Raw genomic sequence first — 22,170 nt, 5'->3', positions numbered from 1 at the left:
GGCGGTCAGAACCGGCTGACGCCGAAGCTGTTGGGTTGTAGTGCGCGAATGTCCGCTTCGTGACAGATATCCAGCAGGTAGCCGAGCAGGGTGCGCGTGTCGCGTGGATCGATCAGCCCGTCGTCCCACAGGTTGGCGCTGCCATACAGCGCGGTGGATTGGCTGTCGAGTTTCTGCGCGGTGACCTGTTCGAGCATGTCGAGCATTTTTGGATCGGGCACCAGCCCGTCCTTGAGCTGTTTGGCTTCGGTGACGATGCGCAGCACCTTGCCGGCCTGGGCGCCACCCATCACCGCCGTACGGCTGTTGGGCCAGGCGAAGATGAACCGTGGATCGAGACCGCGTCCGCACATCGCGTAGTTGCCGGCGCCGTAGGAGCCGCCGACGACAATCGTCAGTTTAGGCACCCGTGCGTTGGCCACCGCTTGAATCAGTTTCGAGCCGTGTTTGATAACGCCTTGCTGCTCGGATTCGGTACCGACCATGAAGCCGGTAGTGTTGTGGAAAAACAGCAGCGGCGTCTGGCTCTGGTCGCACAGCTGGATGAACTGCGCAGCCTTGCTCGCGCCGTTGGGGGTGATCGGGCCGTTGTTGCCGATGAAGCCGCAGGCGCGGCCCTGGATTTTCAACTGGCCGCAAATGGTTTGCTGATCGAACTCGCCCTTGAATTCGAGGAACTCTGATTCATCGGCGATGCGCGCGATGATTTCGCGCACGTCATAGGGCTTCTTCGGATCGTCCGGGATCAACCCCAACAGTTCATCGATGGGGTAGAGCGGCTCCTTGTACTGCGGTTCCGGCAGCCACGGCAGTTGTTCATTCCACGGCAACATGCGCAGGATTTCGCGAACCTGACGGACACCGTCGGCATCGTTCTCGGCCAGGTATTCGGCAGTGCCGGCGACCTGTGCGTGCATCTCGGCGCCGCCCAGTTCTTCATCGGTGGCCACTTCACCGGTCGCCGCTTTGAGCAGCGGAGGGCCGGCGAGAAACAGCTTGGCTTTGCCGCGCACTACCACCACGTAATCCGACAGCCCCGGTTGATAAGCGCCACCCGCCGTGGCCGAACCGTGAACCACGGTGATCTGCGGCAAGCCCATCGCCGACATGCGCGCCTGATTGGCAAAGCTGCGCGCGCCTTCGACGAAAATTTCCGCCGCGTAATTGAGATTGGCGCCGCCGCTTTCGGCCAGGGTGATCACCGGTAGTTTGTTTTCCTGGGCGATCTGTTGCAGGCGCAGGGATTTTTTCAGGCCGCTGGGCGAGATCGTCCCGCCCTTGATCGCGCTGTTGTTCGCCACCACCATCGCGCGAATGCCCGACACGTAACCGATGCCGGCAATCAGCCCGCCACCGGCCGCGCTGCCGTCCTTGTCATCGTGCAGTTTGTAACCGGCGAGGCTGGCCAGTTCGAGGAACGGCGCGCCGGGGTCGAGCAGCAGGTTCAGGCGTTCGCGCGGCAGCAATTGCCCGCGCTTGTCGAATTTCGCCTTGGCTTCAGCGGCCTTGTTCAGCAAGTTCTGTTCGAGTTGTTGCACTTGCTCGATGGCCGTAAGCATCGCCGCACGGTTGCGGGCGAATGCTTCGCTGTGCGGATCGAGTTGGGACTGGATCTGCGCCATGGCTTACTCCTTGTCCTTGAGTACGTCCGGAAGGTACGCCCGGTGGAAACCGTTGTACGACTCGCTGTGCGTCGCCTTGTGCAACGGCCATGCCCGACTGCCGAGACTGGCGGCGCCGTCGATTTTCAGCGTGCTGCCACTGATGAATGCTGCCGCCGGGCTGAGCAGAAACACAATCGCCGCGCTGACTTCCGACTCGGTGCCGATGCGTTTGAGCGGCACGTGTTCGCGCAGGGTCGGGATCACCGCTTTGAACGCGCCTTCGTAGGTGTCCATGCCGCTGGACGCAATCCAGCCCGGCGCAACCGCGTTGACTCGCACCCCGGCATAACCCCACTCGAACGCTGCGGTCTTGGTGAAATTGTCCATGCCCGACCGTGCCGCGCCGGAATGGCCCATGCCGGGCATGCCGCCCCACATGTCGGCGAGCATGTTGACGATATTGCCGCCGTGCTTGCTCATCGACTGGTTGAACACTTCCCGCGCCATCAGGAAACCGCCGACCAGATTGGTGCGCAGCACGGTTTCGAAACCTTTCTGATTGATAGAAGCCAGCGGCGACGGGTATTGGCCACCGGCGTTGTTGACCAGTCCGTGGATCGGCCCATGTTCTGAGATCAACTCGGTGACCAGCAGTTTGACGGCTTCTTCATCGCGGATATCGCACGCTTTCCAGTGCGCGCGACCACCGTCCTCGGCGATCTCGGCAGCAACCTTTTGCAGCTTTTCCGGCTTGCGCCCGACCAGCAGCACATTGGCGCCGAGGGCTGCGAGCTCATGAGCGGTGCAGCGACCGATGCCGCTGCCGCCACCGGTGACGATGATGGTTTGGCCGCTGAACAGATCGGCTGTGAAAATCGACGCGTAAGCCATGCAAACAATCCTCTAGTCGAACTGCTCGGCGATGCTCTGTGGCACCGGGATCTGGATTTCCAACAGTTGCTGGGCGAAGGCTTTGCCTTGCGGATCGATGCGCAGACTGGCCACGCCACCGCCGCCGAGGGCGTTTTCCAGGAGAAAATTCAGGCTGTGGGTACCGGGCAAATACCAGCGTTCGACCCGACCGTGAATCGGGTCGAGGACATGGCTCATCCAGTCGACGATGACCGCCGGGGTCAACGCTTCGGCGATCCACGGCAGGTATTCGGGCCGGCGTGGCAGGACGCCAATGTTGCTGTGGTTGCCCTTGTCACCGGAACGCGCCACGGCCAGTTTCACCAGCGCAACACTGGCGTCGGCGCGGCCTTGAGGTTTGGGGGGTTGATCGGCGATTGGCAGATCGTGGCTGTCGAGTGCGGTCAGTGAGGGCAGGGCGCATGGGTGTTTTTCACCGGCCATTTCGACGTGCAGCGCGCAGGCACTTTTGTCGATCAGGAACGAAAACAGGCGGATCACCGGATAGACCGTCGGCCGTCCGCCGACGATGCCGGTCAGCCCCGGCGCCATGCCGGTCGCGGCCTGGGCGATTTCCCGGGAGAACACAATCAGCGCCTGTTTGTGCGGATGGCGCACCGCAATTTTTATCACCACTTCGCGGCTGTCGCGCCGCTGGCCGTGGGGGCCGTAAGTGGCTTCGCTGCCCAGAAGTTCAATGTTGGTTTCGCTATAAGGCACCCAGCCTCGTTGACTGAACATCTCGGCGGTCTTGTCGATGATCGCCTGGCTGACGCGTTGTGCTTTTTCCACCGCGTCGATGCCGGCGATCAGGCAACTGGCGGTGCAGCGGAAGCCGTCCGGCCAGGTGGCGCTGACTTTGTATTTGTCGCTGGCAGGCAGACCTTTGGCGCCGTGCACATGCACTGCGTTTTTACCTTGTTGCTGAAGTTTGACCTGACTGAAATCGCAGACCACATCTGGCAACAGATAGGCCTGCGGATCACCGATTTCATAAAGCATCTGCTCGCCAACGGTCAGCGGCGTGACCAGTCCGCCGGAGCCTTCGGGTTTGCTTACGATGAATTGGCTGTCGGCGCTGACTTCTACGATCGGGAAACCGATGTGCTCGTAATCCGGCACGTCGCGCCAGTCGGTGAAGTTGCCGCCGGTGCATTGCGCGCCGCATTCGATGATGTGTCCGGCCAGCGCGGCCTGGGCGAGTTTGTCGTAGTCGTGCCACGACCAGCCGAATTCATGTACCAGCGCTGCGCTGACCACGGCGCTGTCGACTACCCGGCCGGTAATGACGATATCGGCGCCCAGTCGCAGGGCTTCGACGATGCCAGGGGCACCGAGGTAGGCGTTGGTCGATACGCACATCGGTGGCAGAGGGGCGCCGGTGAACATTTCGCTGATGCCGGTGAGTTGTTTGAATTGCGGTTGCAAGTCATCGCCCAGCAGGACGGCGATTTTCAGTTCGACGCCGGCCTTGTCGCACGCCGCTTGCAGCGCCGTAGCGCAAGCCTGAGGATTGACCCCGCCAGCATTGCTGATGACGCGGATTTTCTGCTCGGCCAACTGTGGCAGCAGCGGCGTCAGCACGTCGACGAAGTCACCGGCGAACCCGGCCTGCGGGTCTTTCATGCGTGCGCCGGCCATGATCGACATGGTGATTTCGGCCAGGTAATCGAACACCAGGTAATCCAGGCATCCTCCCGCCACAAGCTGCGCGGCGGCGGTTGACGTGTCACCCCAGAAGGCACTGGCGCATCCGATGCGAACGGTTGTGGGCATTTTTGTCTCCGACTCAGGAACCTGCGACAGAAGTGTCTGGAGGCTACCAAGCAAGCGCTTGGTTTGTAAACAACTGAAACTATCTTCTACCCAAGCGCTTGCTTGGTCGCCGTCGGCGGCTTAAATTGCGCGCAACCCTGCGGTTTCAGGGGGCAACAGACTGATCGACTGTAGGAGAGAACGGGTGGACGAGCAAAAAGCCCTGAGGGTCATGCGCGAACTGGTCGACGGCGGCCAGTTGACCGACCCGGACAGCGCCCGTGGCAAATTGCTGCAAGTGGCGGCTCACCTGTTCCGCAACAAAGGCTATGAGCGCACCACCGTGCGCGATCTGGCCGGCGCGGTGGGCATTCAGTCGGGGAGCATTTTTCATCACTTCAAAAGCAAGGATGAAATCCTGCGCGCGGTGATGGAAGAAACCATCCGTTACAACACTGCCTTGATGCGCGCAGCGCTCGCCGACGCCAGCAATGTCCGCGAGCGGGTGTTGGCGCTGATTCGCTGCGAATTGCAGTCGATCATGGGCGGCAGCGGCGAAGCCATGGCGGTGCTGGTCTACGAATGGCGCTCGTTGTCCGAAGAGGGCCAGGCCAAAGTTCTCGCGTTGCGCGATGTTTATGAAGACATCTGGCTGCAAGTGCTGGGCGAGGCCAAGGACGCCGGATTTATTCGCGGCGACGTCTTTATTACCCGACGTTTCCTCACTGGTGCATTGTCCTGGACCACCACTTGGTTCCGTGCCGGCGGCAGTTTGAGCCTGGATCAGTTGGCCGATGAGGCGCTGATTCTGGTTCTTGAAGAGCGTTGAAGCACTTTCTATCGGGTCGGGAAACTGGCTAACTGGGCGAAACCGCCTAGCTTGAATGCATTGATCGGTACTTTTTCGGGGAGTGGGGTGTTTTGAAGTCTTCGCCAATTCGGACGGCCGCGGGGTTTTTGCTCGCAGCGCTGGCTGCAATATGGGTAATGCCCACACAGGCGGCGCAATTGGTGCGGGTGGGCGCGGCGCATTTTCCGCCCTACACCGTTCGCCCGGAAAACGGCGCCGACACCGGTCTCTTGCCACAATTGGTCGAGGCGTTGAATCGCCTGCAAAGCGACTATCAGTTCGTGCTGGTACCGACTTCGATTCCCCGGCGTTTCGGTGATTTCAAGCAGGGCCGGATCGATATGGCGATCTTCGAAAACCCGGAGTGGGGCTGGAAGGAGATTCCCCACACCGACGTCGATATGGGGCTGGAGGACGCCGAAATTTTCGTCGCACAACGGGAAGAAGGGCGCAAGGAGAGCTATTTTGCCGATCTCACCGGCAAGCGTCTGGCCTTGTTCAGTGGTTATCACTACGAGTTCGCCAACTTCAATGCTGATCCAAAATTCCTTGCCCATAACTTCAAGGCCACACTGACCTATTCCCACGACAGCAACCTGTTGATGGTGCTGCGCGGGCGCGCGGATATCGCGCTGGTGACCCGCTCCTATCTGAGTGATTACCTGCTGCGCAACGAAAAGGTGCGCGATGAGTTGCTGGTGTCGCAGCGCATCGATCAGGTCTACCACCACTACGCAATTCTTCGTCCAACCGCACCAATAACCGGTGATGCGTTCGGCAAACTGCTGAAAGGTTTGCGCGACAACGGTGAGATGCTGAAAATCTTCGATCCGTACCGGATTGCGGTAGTGCCGGTGCCCCATCACTGAAGCACTGATTGCTGCCCAAGCCTAAATTTCTCCGCTCGGCTCACGTCCCATCGTTGAACTGTCGACGATTATCGTGAGCCCGACCCATGTCCAATCTGAATGACCTGACTGCCCTGGCCTTGCCTTCGGGCAGCCAATTGGTAGCCGATGCAACCGAAAGCCGTCTGAGCCTGAGCCTGGATGGGCAACCATTGATTCGCCTGCGACTGGATCGTGAGGCCAAAGGGCCGATCCAGATCGATGAGCGTTTTGCCCTGCCGCCTGGCCAGGCGCTGTGGGCTGCCTGTTACTGGCTGTTTGCGCGGGACCCGGAGTGCCAGCAATTGACCTGGCAACTCGATCAGCCACCGACCGAGGCCTTGCTCAGCGGTTTGTTGGTAAAGACCGATGTAGCCGGTGAGTATTGCTGCGAGCGCACGCTGTTCTGGCAACTGCCGCAACCTTGGCTCGGCGCGTCGCTCACTGGCAGCTATCCGCAGCAAATGGTCATCAGCGGTGGCAAGCGTCATCCACAGCGGCCGGTGAAGCCGCGGGGTGAAGTCTATCGGCGTTTTGATGCTCGTCTTGGCGCATGGATTTCCCTGCGTACGGTAGAGATCGAAGAGGATCTGCCGCGTTTCAATCGCTGGCAGAACAGTCCGCGGGTGGCCAGTTTCTGGCAGGAAGAGGGCAGCATTGAAAAGCATCGCGAGTACCTGAGCAAACTCGACGCCGATCCGCATTCGCTGACCTTGATCGGCTGTTTCGATGATCAGCCGTTTGCCTATTTCGAAGCCTATTGGGCCAAGGAAGATCGCATCGCACCGTTCTACGAAGCCGACAACTACGACCGTGGCATTCACATGCTGGTAGGGGAGGAGGATCACCGCGGTCCGCACAAAGTAGCGAGTTGGTTATCGGCGCTGGTGCACTACCTGTTTCTGGATGACCCGCGCACGCAGCGCGTGGTTGCCGAGCCGCGTGCCGACAACGCGAAGATGATCGGCCACATGCAGAATCAGTGCTTCCATTGCGAGAAAGAGTTCGACTTCCCGCACAAGCGCGCGGCGCTGATGATCCTGGGGCGTGAGCGGTTTTTTGATCGCTGTAAGTTGGCTTGAAGCAAAAGATCGCAGCCTTCGGCAACTCCTGCACGGGTATCGCGTTAACCCTGTAGAAGTTGCCGAAGGCTGCGATCTTTTTTGTGCGGACAACTCGGTTTCAGCGACGACCCACAGCCACCGCATCCCGACGACTGCCCGACACCTTGCGGCAGTGCACCAGAGCATCACGAATCATGAAGTTGACCAGGGTCGGCGAGACGCCGAGTTCCTTGGCGATGTCCTTTTGCGGCACGCCGTGCAGGCGGTACATCTCGAATGCATAGCGAGTGCGGCTGGGCAGCTCGGTCAGCGCATCGGCAATGTTTTCCAGGGTCGAGAAGTTGATGTGCGAGGTTTCCGGCGAAGCACCTTGAATGACCACGTTCAGCCCTTCCTCTTCAGGGCCGGAATACTTCTGCTCCAGCGCCTGTTTGCGGTAGTGATCGATGGCGAGGTTGCGCACGATCTGGAACAGATAACTCAGTTGAGCCTTGATCGACGACGTGATCGGTGGTGCTGATTGCAGTCGGAAAAACGCATCCTGCACGACATCCTCGGCACGCGAGCGGCAGCCAGTAATGCGCGCTGCAATTTTGACCAGAATCAGTCGGTTGTCGACAAAAGCCTGGAGTAGCGGTGAATCGCACCTGCTTGTGGATACTTGTTCCGTCATGGAAATCACCTTGCTGCCAATTGGTTCGTGGGACGCCGGGGAGAGGAGGGGCGCCCTACACATCGAGCGACAAATTATGTTGAATGATAATGATTGTCAAATGAGAAAGAGAAGTAATGCTCTGAATTATTGCGATCTGAGAACTGCGACACGCCTCCGCACCCCGGCCCCATTGACGATCCAGCCTGCCGACTAATTATTTCAAGACGTCATCCGTTCTCATTGGTGAATGGTTCCGGATAAAGAGTCCCGGCCAGACAGCATTCCCATGCCTTGCGCGGTCGGCGTAGACCGCGTCCTGCATGCCCTCGAAGGGCGTGACGCAGCAACCCGATTCCACTAGCAAGCCGAATTCAGGCAGGAAACCTCATGACCGACGCGTTCGAACTCCCCAGCACCCTGGTCCAAGCCCTCAAGCGCCGCGCGACCCTGACGCCGGATCGACTGGCCTTGCGTTTTCTCGCTGAAAACGAAGAGCAGGCTGTGGTGCTCAGCTATCGCGAACTGGATCAGCGCGCGCGCACCATTGCTGCCGCGTTGCGGGCCGAGGCCGAGTTCGGTGATCGCGCGGTGCTGTTGTTTCCCAGCGGTCCGGATTACGTCGCGGCATTCTTCGGTTGCCTGTATGCGGGCGTGATCGCGGTGCCGGCCTATCCGCCGGAGTCCGCCCGCCGTCATCACCAGGAGCGTCTGCTGTCGATCATCGCCGACGCCGAACCGCGCCTGCTGCTGACCAGTGCCGACCTGCGTGAAGCGCTGCAACAGATCGAAGGTGCGCCGCCGCTGTTGTGCGTCGATACCCTCGACAGCGCATTGGCTGATCGTTGGGTCGAACCCGATCTGCCGGCAGACCACATCGCCTTTCTGCAATACACCTCTGGCTCTACTGCATTGCCCAAAGGCGTGCAGGTCAGCCATGGCAACCTGGTCGCCAACGAGTTGCTGATCCGTCACGGTTTCGGCATCGATGTGAACCCGGACGACGTCATCGTCAGTTGGCTGCCGCTGTACCACGACATGGGTTTGATCGGCGGATTACTGCAACCGATTTTCAGCGGCGTACCGTGCATCCTGATGTCGCCGGCGTACTTTCTTGGTCGGCCATTGCGCTGGCTTGAGGCGATCAGCCAATACGGCGGCACCATCAGCGGCGGGCCGGATTTCGCCTACCGTTTGTGCAGCGAGCGGGTCAGTGAATCGGCGCTGGAGCGTCTCGACCTGAGCCGTTGGCGTGTGGCCTATTCCGGCTCTGAGCCGATCCGTCTCGACACCCTTGAGCGCTTCGCCGAGAAGTTCGTGACCTGCGGTTTCAGCGAAGACAGTTTCATGGCCTCCTACGGTCTGGCCGAAGCGACGCTGTTCGTTGCCGGCAGCCCGCGTGGCACCGGTATTCCCGCGCTGCGCGTGGACGATCAGGCGCTGGCGCAAAACCGCGCCGAGCCTGGCGATGGCAGCCCGATCATGAGCTGCGGCATCAGCCAGCCGGAGCACGCGGTGCTGATCGTCGAGCCGACCAGTCTGCAAGAACTCGTCGACAACGCCGTTGGCGAAGTCTGGGCTGCCGGGCCGAGCATCGCTCATGGTTACTGGCGCAACCCCGAGGCCAGCGCCAAGACCTTCGTCCAGCACGCCGGCCGTACCTGGCTGCGCACGGGGGATCTGGGTTTTATCCGCGAGGGAGAGCTGTTCATCACCGGTCGTTTGAAGGACATGCTGATCGTGCGCGGCCACAACCTGTATCCGCAGGACATCGAGAAGACTGTCGAAAACGAAGTGGAGGTGGTGCGCAAGGGCCGTGTCGCCGCGTTTGCGGTTACTCAGGACGGCGAGGAGGGGATCGGTATCGCCGCGGAAATCAGCCGCAGCGTGCAGAAAATCCTGCCGCCGGACGCATTGATCAAAGCCATCCGCCAAGCGGTGGCCGAGGCATATCAAGAAGCTCCGAGTGTGGTGGTGCTGCTCAATCCGGGCGCGCTGCCAAAGACTTCCAGCGGCAAACTGCAACGTTCGGCCTGCCGCAATCGTCTGGCCGACGGCAGCCTCGACAGCTACGCAGTGTTCCCTTCGACCACTTCCGAAACCCGGGATGCGACGGCATCAGCCTCTGAACTCGAAACCCTGATCGGCAAAATCTGGGCCGAACAGCTGAACGTCAAACAGGTCAACGCCGACGATCACTTCTTCCTGCTCGGCGGCAACTCGATCGCCGCCACGCAAGTGATCGCCCGCGTCCGCGAGGAACTGGGTCTTGAACTGAATCTGCGCCTGCTCTTCGAAGCCCCGACCCTGTCCGCGTTCGCCGCTGCGGTGGCGCAACAGCAACAGGACGGCGGCAGCGCTCAGGGCGAAATCACTGCCCTGTCGCGCAGTGAGCCGATGCCTCAATCGCTGGCACAAAACCGTCTGTGGATCACCTGGCAGCTCGATCCGCAAAGCAGCGCCTACAACATTCCCGGCGGCCTGCGCTTGCGCGGTGAACTGGACGAAGACGCTTTGCGCGCCAGTTTCCAGCAACTGATCGACCGCCACGAATCCCTGCGTACACGCTTCTTCGAACGCGACGGTGTGGCGCTGCAACAGGTCGACGCGACAGCTGAATTCAATCTGCAACTGATCGACATCAGCGACCTGCCAGCCCATGAGCGTGAGGCCCGTGCCCGGCAGATCCGTGAGGACGAAGCGCGTACCCAGTTCGATCTGGAAAAAGGCCCACTGCTGTGGGTGACGCTGATCCGCCTCGACGATGAAGATCACCAACTGCTGGTGACGCTGCATCACATCATCGCTGACGGCTGGTCGCTGAACGTGTTGATCGATGAGTTCTCGCGTCTGTACGCCGCCGATTCCCAAGGGCAACGTGCCGAACTCGCACCGTTGCCAACTCAATACGCCGACTACGGCAGCTGGCAGCGCCAATGGCTGGCGCAAGGCGAGGGCGAGCGGCAACTGGCGTATTGGAAAGCGCAATTGGGGAATGAGCATCCGACGCTGGAACTGGCCACCGATCATCCGCGTTCCGCCTTGCAGGTTCACAGCGCGGCACGACACAGCGTGCGCTTGGGCGTCAGCCTCAGCCAAGCGATCCGACAGACTGCCCAAGCGAACGATGCCACGCCGTTCATGCTCTTGCTATCGGCGTTCCAGAGCCTGCTGCATCGCTACAGTGGGCAGCGTGATATCCGCATCGGTGTGCCCAATGCCAACCGTCCGCGCCTGGAAACCCAAGGCCTCATCGGCTTCTTCATCAACACCCAAGTGCTGCGCGCTGACGTCGATTCGCGGCTGTCCTTTATCGAGTTGCTGGCGCAAACCCGTCAGGCTGCACTCGGCGCACAAGCGAATCAGGATCTGCCATTCGAACAACTGCTCGAAGCTTTCCCGCAGGCCCGCGAGCAAGGTCTGTTCCAAGTCATGTTCAACCATCAGCAGCGCGACCTGAGTGCGCTCAAGCGCCTGCCGGGCCTGCTCGCCGAAGAATTGCCGTGGCACAGCCGCGAGGCCAAGTTCGACCTGCAACTGCACAGCGAGGAAGACCGTAACGGGCGCCTGACGCTGTCCTTCGACTACGCCAACGAACTGTTCGATGCGCAGACGATCGAGCGTCTGGCCGAACACTTCAGCAATCTGTTGCGCGACGTCTGTGAGCATCCGCAACACGCCATCGGCGATCTGCAACTGCTGACCGCCACTGAACACGATCAGCAAAAAGACTGGAGCATCGCCCCGTGCGCCCCGGCGCAACAATGGCTGCCAGAGCTGCTCAATGAACAAGTGCGCCTGACCCCGGAACGCACCGCGCTGGTCTGGGACGGCGGCAGTCTCGATTTCGCCGAACTGCACACGCAAGCCAACCGCCTGGCGCATTACCTGCGCGACAAAGGCGTCGGCCCGGATGTCTGCGTGGCCATCGCTGCCGAGCGTTCGCCGCAGCTGCTGATTGGCCTGCTGGCAATCATCAAGGCCGGCGGCGCCTACGTGCCGCTGGACCCTGATTATCCGGCTGATCGCCTGGCCTACATGCTCAGCGACAGCGGCGTCGAACTGCTGTTGACCCAGACCGAATTGCTTGACCGCTTGCCGGCCAGCGAAGGCGTCAGCGTTATCGCCATGGACGCGTTGCACCTGGAAAACTGGCCGAGCCAGGCACCGGTTTTGCACCTGCACGGCGACAACCTCGCCTATGTGATTTACACCTCCGGCTCCACTGGCCAGCCGAAAGGCGTCGGCAACACGCACGCGGCACTGGCCGAACGTCTGCAATGGATGCAGAACACCTATCGCCTCAACGAAACCGACGTGCTGATGCAAAAGGCGCCGATCAGTTTCGACGTGTCGGTGTGGGAATGCTTCTGGCCGCTGATCACCGGTGCACGTCTGCTGATTGCCGGCCCGGGCGAACACCGTGATCCGCATCGCATTGCTCAGCTTGTTCAGCAATACGGCGTGACCACGCTGCATTTTGTGCCGCCGCTGCTTTCGTTATTCGTCGACGAGCCGCTCAGCGCTGAATGCACCAGCCTGCGCCGTGTCTTCTCTGGCGGCGAAGCCTTGCCGGCGGAGTTGCGTAACCGCGTACTGGCGCAACTGCCAGCGGTGCAACTGCACAACCGATATGGCCCGACCGAAACCGCGATCAACGTCACTCACTGGCATTGCACAACGGCCGATGGCGAACGCTCGCCGATTGGCCGACCGCTGGGCAACGTGGTGTGCCGCATTCTCGACGCCGACCTCAACCCCATGCCGGCCGGCGTACCCGGTGAACTGTGCATCAGCGGCATCGGCCTGGCCCGTGGTTACCTCGGCCGCCCGGCACTGACTGCCGAACGTTTCGTTGTCGATCCATTGGGTGAGCAGGGCGCGCGTCTGTACCGTACCGGCGACCGTGCACGCTGGACAACCGACGGCGTCATCGAATACCTCGGCCGTCTCGATCAACAGGTCAAGCTGCGCGGCTTTCGTGTCGAACCGGAAGAAATCGAAGCGCGTTTGCTCGCTCAAAACGGCGTCGCCCAAGCCGTGGTGCTGGTACGCGAAACCGCCGCTGGCGCACAACTGATCGGCTACTTCACCGCCACCGACGCCCGCGAAGATCAGGACGCGCAGATCACTCGCCTGAAAACCGCTCTGGCCGCTGAACTGCCGGAATACATGGTCCCGGCGCAACTGATGCGCCTTGACGAAATGCCCCTCAACCCGAGCGGCAAACTCGACCGTCGTGCCTTGCCTGAGCCGCAATGGCAAGTGCGCGAACACGTCGAGCCGGTCACTGAACTTGAGCAACAGATCGCCGCGATCTGGCGTGAAGTGCTGGGTCTGGCGCAAGTTGGCCTGCGCGACGATTTTTTTGCCCTCGGCGGTCACTCGCTGCTGGCCACGCAAATCATCTCGCGTAGCCGTCAGGCCTGCGACGTCGAGTTGCCGTTACGGGCGCTGTTTGAACACAGCGAACTCGGTGATTTCGCTGAACAGATCCGTCTGATCCAGGCCAGCGGCCGCACCAACAAACAGCCGCCAATTGAAAAAGTCGACCGCAGCCAACCGGTACCGTTGTCCTATTCGCAACAGCGCATGTGGTTCCTCTGGCAGATGGAACCGGACAGCCCGGCGTACAACGTTGGCGGCATGGCGCGCCTGCGCGGCGTATTGCATGTCGAGCGTTTCGAGGCAGCGTTGCAAGCGCTGATCCTGCGTCACGAAACCCTGCGCACCACGTTCCCGAGCGTCGATGGTGTTGCTCGTCAGCGCGTGCATGCCGAGACTGGCGTGCGCATGGACTGGAAGGACTTTTCGAAACTCGCGTCTGATGTCCGTGAGCAAAACGTCCAGCAACTGGCTGACGAGGAAGCACACCAGCCGTTCGATCTGGAAACCGGTCCGCTGCTGCGTGCCTGTCTGGTCAAGACCGCCGAACATGAGCATTACTTTGTCCTGACCCTGCACCACATCGTCACCGAAGGCTGGGCGATGGACATCTTTGCCCGCGAACTCAGCGCGCTGTACGAAGCCTTTGTCGATGACCGTGATTCGCCGCTGGAACCGCTGCCGGTGCAGTACCTCGACTACAGCGTCTGGCAGCGTAACTGGCTGGAGTCCGGCGAACGTCAGCGTCAGCTCGACTACTGGACCGCGCAACTGGGGCGCGAACATCCGCTGCTGGAACTGCCGGGCGACCGTCCGCGTCCGCCGGTGCAAAGCCATCAGGGTGAACTGTTCCGTTTCGACCTGAGCGACGATCTCGCCGCCCGCGTCCGTGCGTTCAATGCGCAAAACGGTCTGACCCTGTTCATGACCATGACCGCCGCGCTCGCCACGCTGCTTTACCGCTACAGCGGCCAGAACGATCTGCGTATCGGCGCGCCGGTGGCCAACCGCATCCGCCCGGAAAGCGAAGGGCTGATCGGTGCGTTCCTCAACACCCAGGTGTTGCGCTGCCAACTCGACGGCAAGATGTCGGTCGGCGAGTTGTTCGAGCAGGTTCGTCACACCGTGATCGAAGGCCAGTCCCATCAGGATCTGCCGTTCGATCATCTGGTCGAGGCTCTGCAGCCACCGCGCAGCGCTGCTTACAACCCGCTGTTCCAGGTGATGTGCAATGTGCAGCGCTGGGAGTTCCAGCAGAGCCGCATGCTCGCCGGCATGACCGTCGAGTACCTGGCCAACGATGCGCGGGCGACCAAGTTCGACCTCAACCTGGAAGTCACCGACCTCGACCATCGCCTCGGGTGCTGCCTCACGTACAGCACCGATCTGTTCGACGAACCGACCATCGCGCGCATGGCCAAACATTGGCGCAACCTGCTGGAAGCGCTGATCGCTGATCCGCAGCAGCGCCTGAGCGAACTGCCGCTGCTCGACAAACCTGAGCAGCAGCACCTGCTCGACAGCCTTGGCATCGAGCCGGGTGAGCATCGTCTCGATCAGTGCATCCATCACCTGTTCGCCGAGCAGGCCCTGGTGCGCAAAGACGCGCCGGCCCTGACCTTCGCCGGCCATACCCTGAGTTACGCCGAACTCGACGCCCGCGCCAATCGCCTGGCCTGGGCGCTGCGTGAGCGTGGCGTCGGGCCGCAGGTGCGCGTGGGGTTGGCGCTGGAACGTTCGCTGGAAATGGTCATCGGCCTGCTGGCGATCCTCAAGGCTGGCGGTGCCTATGTGCCGCTTGACCCGGAATACCCGCTCGACCGTCTGCACTATATGATCGAAGACAGCCGCATCGGTCTGCTGCTCAGCGACCGTGCGATGTTCAAAGCGCTTGGCGATTTGCCGCCGAGTGTGGCGCGCTGGAGCCTGGAAGATGACAGCGCGGCACTGGCGGATTACCCGGCCACGGAGCTGCCCTTTATCAGCCTGCCGCAGCATCAGGCCTACCTGATTTACACCTCGGGCTCGACCGGAAAGCCGAAAGGTGTGGTGGTCTCCCACGGTGAAATCGCCATGCACTGCCAAGCCGTGATCGAACGCTTCGGCATGCGCCCGGACGACTGCGAGCTGCACTTCTATTCGATCAACTTCGATGCCGCCACCGAGCGTCTGCTGGTGCCGCTGCTGAGTGGCGCGCAAGTTGTGTTGCGTGCGCAAGGTCAGTGGGACGCCGAAGAAATCTGCGGGCTGATTCGCACCCATCGCATCAACGTGCTGGGTTTCACCCCGAGCTACGGCAGCCAGTTGGCGCAACTCCTGGCGACGCAAAACGAAGTCCTCCCGGTGCGGATGATCATCACCGGCGGCGAAGCATTGACCGGCGAACACCTGCAACGGATTCGCGCAGCGTTCAAACCGAGTCTGTTCTTCAACGCCTACGGCCCGACCGAAACCGTGGTCATGCCACTGGCCAGTCTGGCCCCGGATTTGTTGGAGGAGGGCGCCGGCAGTGTGCCGATCGGCAGCGTGATCGGTGCGCGTGTTGCGTACATCCTCGACGCCGATCTGGCACTGGTGCCGCAAGGTGCGACCGGCGAACTGTTCGTCGGCGGCGCCGGTCTGGCGCAGGCTTACCATGATCGTCCGGGCATCACAGCCGAGCGTTTTGTCGCTGATCCGTTTGCCGTCGATGGCGGTCGCATGTACCGCACCGGCGATCTGGTGCGCCAGCGCGCCGACGGTCTGGTCGAGTACCTGGGCCGGATCGACCATCAGGTAAAAATCCGTGGTTTTCGTATTGAGTTGGGCGAAATCGAAACCCGCCTGCTCGATCACGATTCGATCCGCGAAGCGGTGGTGCTGGCAGTGGATGCGCCGAGCGGCAAGCAACTGGTTGCCTACCTCGTCACCGAGATCGCAGAGCAAAGCGAACCCAAACAGGCCGAATTGCGCGAAGCCCTCAAGTCGCACCTCAAGACGCAATTGCCGGATTACATGGTGCCGACGCACCTGATCCTGCTGGCTAGCATGCCGCTGACCGCCAACGGCAAACTCGACCGCCGCGCCTTGCCGGCGCCGGACCCGGAGCTCAATCGTCAGGATTATGTGGCACCGAGCAACGAGCTCGAGCAAACCCTGGCGCAGATCTGGTGCGAAGTACTTAACGTCGAACAGGTCGGGCTCAACGACAACTTCTTCGAACTGGGCGGCGACTCGATTCTGTCGATTCAAGTGGTCAGCCGAGCGCGCCAGCAGGGCATTCATTTCAGCCCGCGTGACCTGTTCCAGCATCAGACCGTGCAGACTCTCGCCGCTGTGGCGAGTCGGGGCGAGCAGGTGACGGCCGAACAAGGTTTGGTCGCCGGTGAATCACGTCTGACGCCGATTCAGCACTGGTTCTTTGATACTGATATTCCTCAGCGTCAACACTGGAACCAGGCGTTGCTGCTGGAGCCGACCGTTACGCTGGAACCGCACCGTCTGGAGCAGGCGCTGCTGGCACTGATCGAGCAGCATGACGCCTTGCGTCTGCGCTTCACCGAGGCCAACGGCGAGTGGCAAGCGACGCACCAACCGGTGTCCGATGCGCCTGTGCTGTGGCAAGTGCGAGTGTCCTCGATGGACAAGTGTGAGGCATTGTTCGCCGATGCCCAGCGCAGTCTCGATCTGGAAAATGGCCCGCTTCTGCGCGCCTTGCTGGTCGATGGCCCGGAGGGTCAGCAACGCCTGTTCATCGCTATCCATCACTTGGTGGTCGACGGTGTGTCGTGGCGCGTTTTGCTCGACGATCTGCAAACCGTGTATCGCCAACTGGAGGCCAATCAGTCAGTCAAGCTGCCGGCGAAAACCAGCGCCTTCAAGGATTGGGCGGCACGCTTGCAGGCTTACGCCGGCAGCGAATCCCTGCGTGAAGAACTCAACTGGTGGCAAACCCAACTGGCCGGCCCGAACGCTGATCTGCCATGCGAAAATCCACAGGGCGGCCAGCAAAATCGCAACGCTCAAACGGTCAGCGTGCGTCTGGATGCAGAACACACCAAACAACTGCTGCAACAGGCGCCAAGCGCTTATCGCACCCAGGTCAACGATCTGTTGCTGACCGCCCTGGCCCGCGTGATGTGCCGCTGGAGCGGACAAGAGTCGGCGCTGATTCAGCTGGAAGGTCACGGCCGCGAAACCCTGTTCGACGAGATCGACCTGACCCGTACCGTCGGCTGGTTCACCAGTGCCTATCCCCTGCGCCTGACTCCGCACAACATCGAAGAGGCCGCAGGACAGGGCGCTTCGATCAAGGCGATCAAGGAGCAACTGCGCGCGGTGCCGCATAAAGGTCTGGGTTATGGCGTGCTGCGTTATCTGGCCGATGATTTCAGCCAGCGCAGCATGTCGGCGCTGCCGAACGCACCGATCACCTTCAACTACCTCGGCCAGTTCGACCAGAGCTTCGGCAGCGATGCGCTGTTCCGTCCGCTGGATGGGCCGGTCGGCGCGGCCCACGATCCGCAGGCACCGTTGCCGAACGAGTTGAGCGTCGACAGTCAGGTTTATGGCGGTGAATTGCTGCTGCGCTGGACCTTCAGCGCCGAGCGTTACGACGCGCAGACCATCAATGATCTGGCCGACGCCTACCTCGCCGAACTGCAAAGTCTGATCAGCCATTGCCTGCAAGACGAGGCCGGTGGCCTGACGCCTTCGGACTTCCCGCTGGCCAGACTGACCCAGGCGCAACTCGATGCCTTGCCAGTGCCGGCCACGCACATCGAAGACGTTTATCCGCTGACGCCGATGCAGGAGGGCATGCTGTTGCACACCTTGCTCGAACCGGGCACCGGTCTGTACTACATGCAGGATCGCTACCGCATCAACAGTGAACTTGATCCCGAGCGTTTCGCTCAGGCGTGGCAAGCGGTGATCGCCCGTCATGAGGCACTGCGTGCATCGTTCTGCTGGAACGTCGGCGAAGACATGCTGCAAGTGATTCACACCCCGGGCCGCACGCCGATCGAGTACCTCGACTGGAGCGCCATCAGCGATGCCGATCAAGAGCCAAAGCTGCAAGCACTGCTGAAACGCGAGCGTGAGGCCGGGTTCGATCTGCTCAATCAGGCACCTTTCCACCTGCGCCTGATCAAGGTCGGTGCGGCACGCTACTGGTTCATGATGAGCAACCACCACATCCTCATCGATGCCTGGTGCCGTTCGTTGCTGATGAATGACTTCTTCGAAATCTACACCGCCCTTGGTGAAGGTCGCGAAGCCCAGTTGAGCGTGCCGCCGCGTTACCGCGATTACATCGGCTGGCTGCAACGCCAGAGCCTGGCCGAGGCGCGCCAATGGTGGCAGCAGAACCTGCGAGGTTTCGAACGCACCACGCCGATCCCGAGCGACCGTCCGTTCCTGCGTGAACACGCCGGTGAAAGCGGCGGGATGGTCGTCGGCGACCGCTACACCCGACTCAACGTCGAGGACGGTGCCCGTCTGCGCGAACTGGCCCAGGCCCATCAACTGACCATCAACACCTTCGCCCAAGCGGCGTGGGCACTGGTGCTGCGGCGCATGAGCGGTGATCGTGACGTGCTGTTCGGTGTAACCGTGGCCGGGCGTCCGGTGGAAATGCCCGAGATGCAACGCACTGTCGGCCTGTTCATCAACAGCATTGCGCTGCGGGTGCAGATCCCGGCGGACGATCAGCGCGCCAGTGTGCGTCAGTGGCTGAGTGCTTTGCTCGACAGCAACATGCAATTGCGCGAGTACGAATACCTGCCGCTGGTGAGCATTCAGGAACAGAGCGAACTGCCGAAAGGCCAGCCGCTGTTCGACAGCCTGTTCGTCTTCGAAAACGCCCCGGTGGAAGTTTCCGTGCTGGACCGCGCGCAGAGTCTTAACGCGACTTCGGACTCGGGTCGTACCCACACCAACTTCCCGTTGACGGCGGTGTGCTACCCGGGCGATGACCTTGGCCTGCATCTGTCGTATGACCAGCGTTACTTCGACGAGTCGACGATCGAGCGGATGCTCGGTGAATTCAAGCGTCTGCTGTTGGCGCTGGTCGATGGCTTCCATGGCGACATGGCCGACCTGCCGTTGCTCGGCGCTGAGGAACAGGACTTCCTGCTTCACGATTGCAACCAGAGCGCCCATGGCTATCCGCTGGAGCACAGCTATGTTTCGCTGTTCGAAGCGCAGGTCGCGCAGCATCCACAGCGGATTGCTGCCAGTTGCCTCGATCAGCAATTGAGTTTCGAGGCGCTGAACCACAACGCCAACCGTCTCGGTCATGCACTGGTTGCGGCCGGGGTGCAGATGGATCAACCGGTGGCGTTGCTGGCCGAACGTAACCTTGATCTGTTGGGCATGATCATCGGCAGCTTCAAGGCGGGTGCCGGGTACCTGCCGCTGGACCCGGGCCTGCCGAGTCAGCGCCTGCAACGGATCATCGAGCTGAGCCGCACGCCAGTGCTGGTGTGCAGCGAGGTGTGCCGCGCGCAAGCGCAGACTTTGCTGGATGAATTCAGCTGCGCCAATCGCCCACGTCTGCTGGTCTGGGAAGAGGTGCAAGCAGCCGCGACATCCTTGGTAAACCCAGGCATCCACAGTGGCCCGGACAATCTGGCCTATGTGATCTACACCTCGGGTTCCACCGGCTTGCCGAAAGGTGTGATGGTCGAGCAGCGCGGCATGCTTAACAACCAGTTGAGCAAGGTGCCCTATCTGCATCTGACTGACGCTGACGTCATCGCGCAGACCGCTTCGCAAAGTTTCGATATTTCGGTCTGGCAATTCCTCGCCGCGCCGCTGTTTGGTGCGCGGGTCGACATCGTGCCGAACACCATCGCCCACGATCCGCAAGGTTTGCTGGTGCATGTGCAGGAACAGGGCATCACCGTGCTGGAGAGCGTGCCTTCGCTGATTCAAGGCATGCTCGCCTCGGATCGCCTGAGCCTCGACGGCCTGCGCTGGATGCTGCCGACCGGTGAAGCGATGCCGCCCGAGTTGGCGCATCAGTGGCTGTTGCGTTACCCGCAGATCGGCCTGGTCAACGCTTATGGCCCGGCGGAATGTTCCGATGACGTGGCGTTCTTCCGCGTCGACCTGGCCTCGATTCGCGGCAGTTACTTGCCGATCGGTACACCGACCGACAACAACTTGCTGTACCTGCTTGATGGCGCGCTGGAACTGGTGCCGTTGGGTGCGGTGGGTGAGTTGTGTGTGGCGGGCACCGGCGTCGGTCGCGGGTATGTCAGCGATCCGCTGCGCACTGCACCAGTATTTGTGCCGAACCCGTTCGGCGCGCCGGGCGAGCGTCTGTATCGCACGGGTGACCTGGCGCGACGTCGTAGCGATGGCGTGCTGGAATATGTTGGCCGGGTCGATCATCAAGTGAAGATCCGCGGCTACCGCATCGAGCTGGGTGAAATCGAAGCGCGTCTGCACGAACAGCCGGAAGTCCGTGATGCGGCGGTTGGCGTGCAGGAAGGCGTAAACGGCAAGCACTTGGTCGGGTATCTGGTTGCTGCGGGTTCGGCGGTCAATCCGAGTGAACGTCTGGAGCGAATCAAACAGCGCCTGCGTGCCGAGCTACCGGAATACATGGTGCCGCTGCACTGGTTGTGGCTGGAGCAACTGCCGCTCAACGCCAACGGCAAACTCGATCGCAAAGCCTTGCCGGCGCTGGAGATCGGCCAGTTGCAGAGCCAGGATTACCTGGCCCCGCGTAACGAACTGGAACAGACCCTGGCGGATATCTGGGCCGAAGTGCTGAAGGTCGACAAGGTCGGCGTGCGCGACAACTTTTTCGAACTGGGCGGCCATTCGTTGCTGGCGACGCAGATTGCTTCGCGAGTGCAGAAAACCCTGCAACGCGACGTACCGCTGCGGGCGATGTTCGAATGCAGCACGGTGGCGGAACTGGCCGAGTACATCGATGGGCTGGCGGCGAGTGATATCACCGAGGAGAAGGTGGATCGCTTGAATGACCTGATGGCGGAGCTGGAGGGCTTTTGATTTTCTAGCGCCTGAACCGGCCTCTTCGCGAGCAGGCTCGCTCCCACATGGGGTTTGTGTCGATCGCAGATCCCCAGTGGGAGCGAGCCTGCTCGCGAATGGCGGCGCTACATTCGCGTACATTTCCAGGGTTGACGATCCAGAACCGGCAGCTCAGTCTGCCGGTTCTCTTTTTTCCCGCGCAGGTGAATCGATGCCTTTTTTCACGGTGGACGGACAAGCCCTTCATTACATTGACCAGGGCACCGGCCCGGCTGTGCTGCTGGCCGGCAGTTACCTGTGGGACCAAGCCATGTGGGCGCCGCAGATCGCTGCGCTGTCGCCGCACTATCGGGTGATTGCGCTGGATCTGTGGGGCCATGGCGAGTCCGGGCGATTGCCGCAAGGCACCACATCTCTGGACGACATCGCCCGTCAGGCGCAGGCCTTGCTTGATCATCTGGATATCGATCAGGTGATTTTGGTGGGATTGTCGGTCGGCGGCATGTGGGGCGTGCGTCTGGCACTGGCGGCACCGCAGCGGCTCAATGGTCTGGTGTTGATGGACACCTATGTTGGTGTTGAACCCGAGCCCACCCGTCAGTACTACTTCTCGTTGTTCAAACAGATCGAAGAAACCGGCGAAATCTCGGAGCAATTGCTCGATATCGTCGTGCCGATTTTCTTCCGGCCGGGGATCGATCCACAGTCGGCGCTTTACCAGGACTTCCGCGCAAAACTGGCGGCGTATTCAGCCGATCGCCTGCGCGAGAGCATCGTGCCAATGGGCCGCATCACCTTTGGTCGCGATGATCTGTTGCCGCTTCTGGGCGAGCTGAATGCAGCGACCACGCTGGTGCTGTGCGGCGATCAGGACAAGCCACGGCCGCCGTCGGAAGCCAAGGAAATGGCAGAGCTGATCGGCTGCCCGTGGGGGCTGGTACCGGAGGCAGGGCATATCTCCAATCTGGAGAATCCAGAGTTTGTGAATGAGGCATTGCTGAAGTTTTTGGCTGAGCGCAATTAAAAAGATCGCAGCGTGCCACAGCTCCTACAGAGGATCGCATTCTTCTGTAGG

9 protein-coding genes are annotated in these 22,170 nt (G+C 61.2%); 5 read left to right on the top strand and 4 right to left on the bottom strand.

Translation table 11 applies throughout. The features are described 5' to 3' along the window. Positions 1 to 5 precede the first annotated feature (5 nt). From atuC to ACA069_RS19680, 3 genes are read right to left on the bottom strand one after another with little or no spacing between them, the layout of a single operon-like run. On the bottom strand, positions 6 to 1,622 hold the full coding sequence (gene atuC / locus ACA069_RS19690) for a geranyl-CoA carboxylase subunit beta (RefSeq protein WP_497615049.1): 1,617 nt from the start codon (positions 1,620 to 1,622) through the stop codon (positions 6 to 8). A gap of 3 nt (positions 1,623 to 1,625) precedes the next feature. Then, a complete protein-coding gene (locus tag ACA069_RS19685) occupies positions 1,626 to 2,495 on the bottom strand; it encodes an SDR family oxidoreductase (protein ID WP_187679540.1) in 870 nt (289 codons plus the stop codon). Positions 2,496 to 2,507: 12 nt separating this feature from the next. Then, entirely contained in the window at positions 2,508 to 4,292 is a 1,785-nt protein-coding gene (locus ACA069_RS19680; protein WP_497615048.1) for an acyclic terpene utilization AtuA family protein, read from the bottom strand. 184 nt (positions 4,293 to 4,476) lie between these two features. Between ACA069_RS19680 and ACA069_RS19675 the strand changes: the two genes are divergently transcribed. The 3 genes from ACA069_RS19675 to ACA069_RS19665 all read left to right on the top strand — a co-directional run bounded on the left by ACA069_RS19675 (position 4,477) and on the right by ACA069_RS19665 (position 7,090). Beyond that, positions 4,477 to 5,100: a TetR/AcrR family transcriptional regulator gene (locus tag ACA069_RS19675; protein ID WP_497615047.1), complete on the top strand. Its 624-nt coding sequence runs from the start codon at positions 4,477 to 4,479 to the stop codon at positions 5,098 to 5,100. A 92-nt stretch (positions 5,101 to 5,192) separates the two neighbouring features. Beyond that, complete coding sequence (locus ACA069_RS19670; RefSeq protein WP_497615046.1) at positions 5,193 to 5,990, top strand: substrate-binding periplasmic protein; 798 nt, start codon at positions 5,193 to 5,195, stop codon at positions 5,988 to 5,990. A gap of 86 nt (positions 5,991 to 6,076) precedes the next feature. Next, complete coding sequence (locus tag ACA069_RS19665) at positions 6,077 to 7,090, top strand: GNAT family N-acetyltransferase (protein ID WP_497615045.1); 1,014 nt, start codon at positions 6,077 to 6,079, stop codon at positions 7,088 to 7,090. 100 nt (positions 7,091 to 7,190) lie between these two features. Here the strand turns inward: ACA069_RS19665 and ACA069_RS19660 are convergent, their stop codons facing one another. Continuing rightward, complete coding sequence (locus tag ACA069_RS19660) at positions 7,191 to 7,745, bottom strand: RNA polymerase factor sigma-70 (protein WP_064120208.1); 555 nt, start codon at positions 7,743 to 7,745, stop codon at positions 7,191 to 7,193. Between the two features lie 369 nt (positions 7,746 to 8,114). Between ACA069_RS19660 and ACA069_RS19655 the strand changes: the two genes are divergently transcribed. Both ACA069_RS19655 and ACA069_RS19650 read left to right on the top strand, forming a co-directional pair. Further along, positions 8,115 to 21,113 carry a non-ribosomal peptide synthetase gene (locus tag ACA069_RS19655; protein WP_497615042.1) on the top strand — a complete coding sequence of 4,333 codons (12,999 nt, stop codon included), beginning with the start codon at positions 8,115 to 8,117 and terminating at the stop codon, positions 21,111 to 21,113. A gap of 193 nt (positions 21,114 to 21,306) precedes the next feature. Continuing rightward, positions 21,307 to 22,119: an alpha/beta fold hydrolase gene (locus ACA069_RS19650; RefSeq protein ID WP_497615040.1), complete on the top strand. Its 813-nt coding sequence runs from the start codon at positions 21,307 to 21,309 to the stop codon at positions 22,117 to 22,119. Positions 22,120 to 22,170 lie beyond the last annotated feature (51 nt).

This window comes from Pseudomonas sp. LBUM1652 (assembly GCF_059716105.1).
The sequence above is the reverse complement of the archived record's forward strand: the minus strand, read 5'-3'. Positions and strand labels throughout refer to the sequence as shown.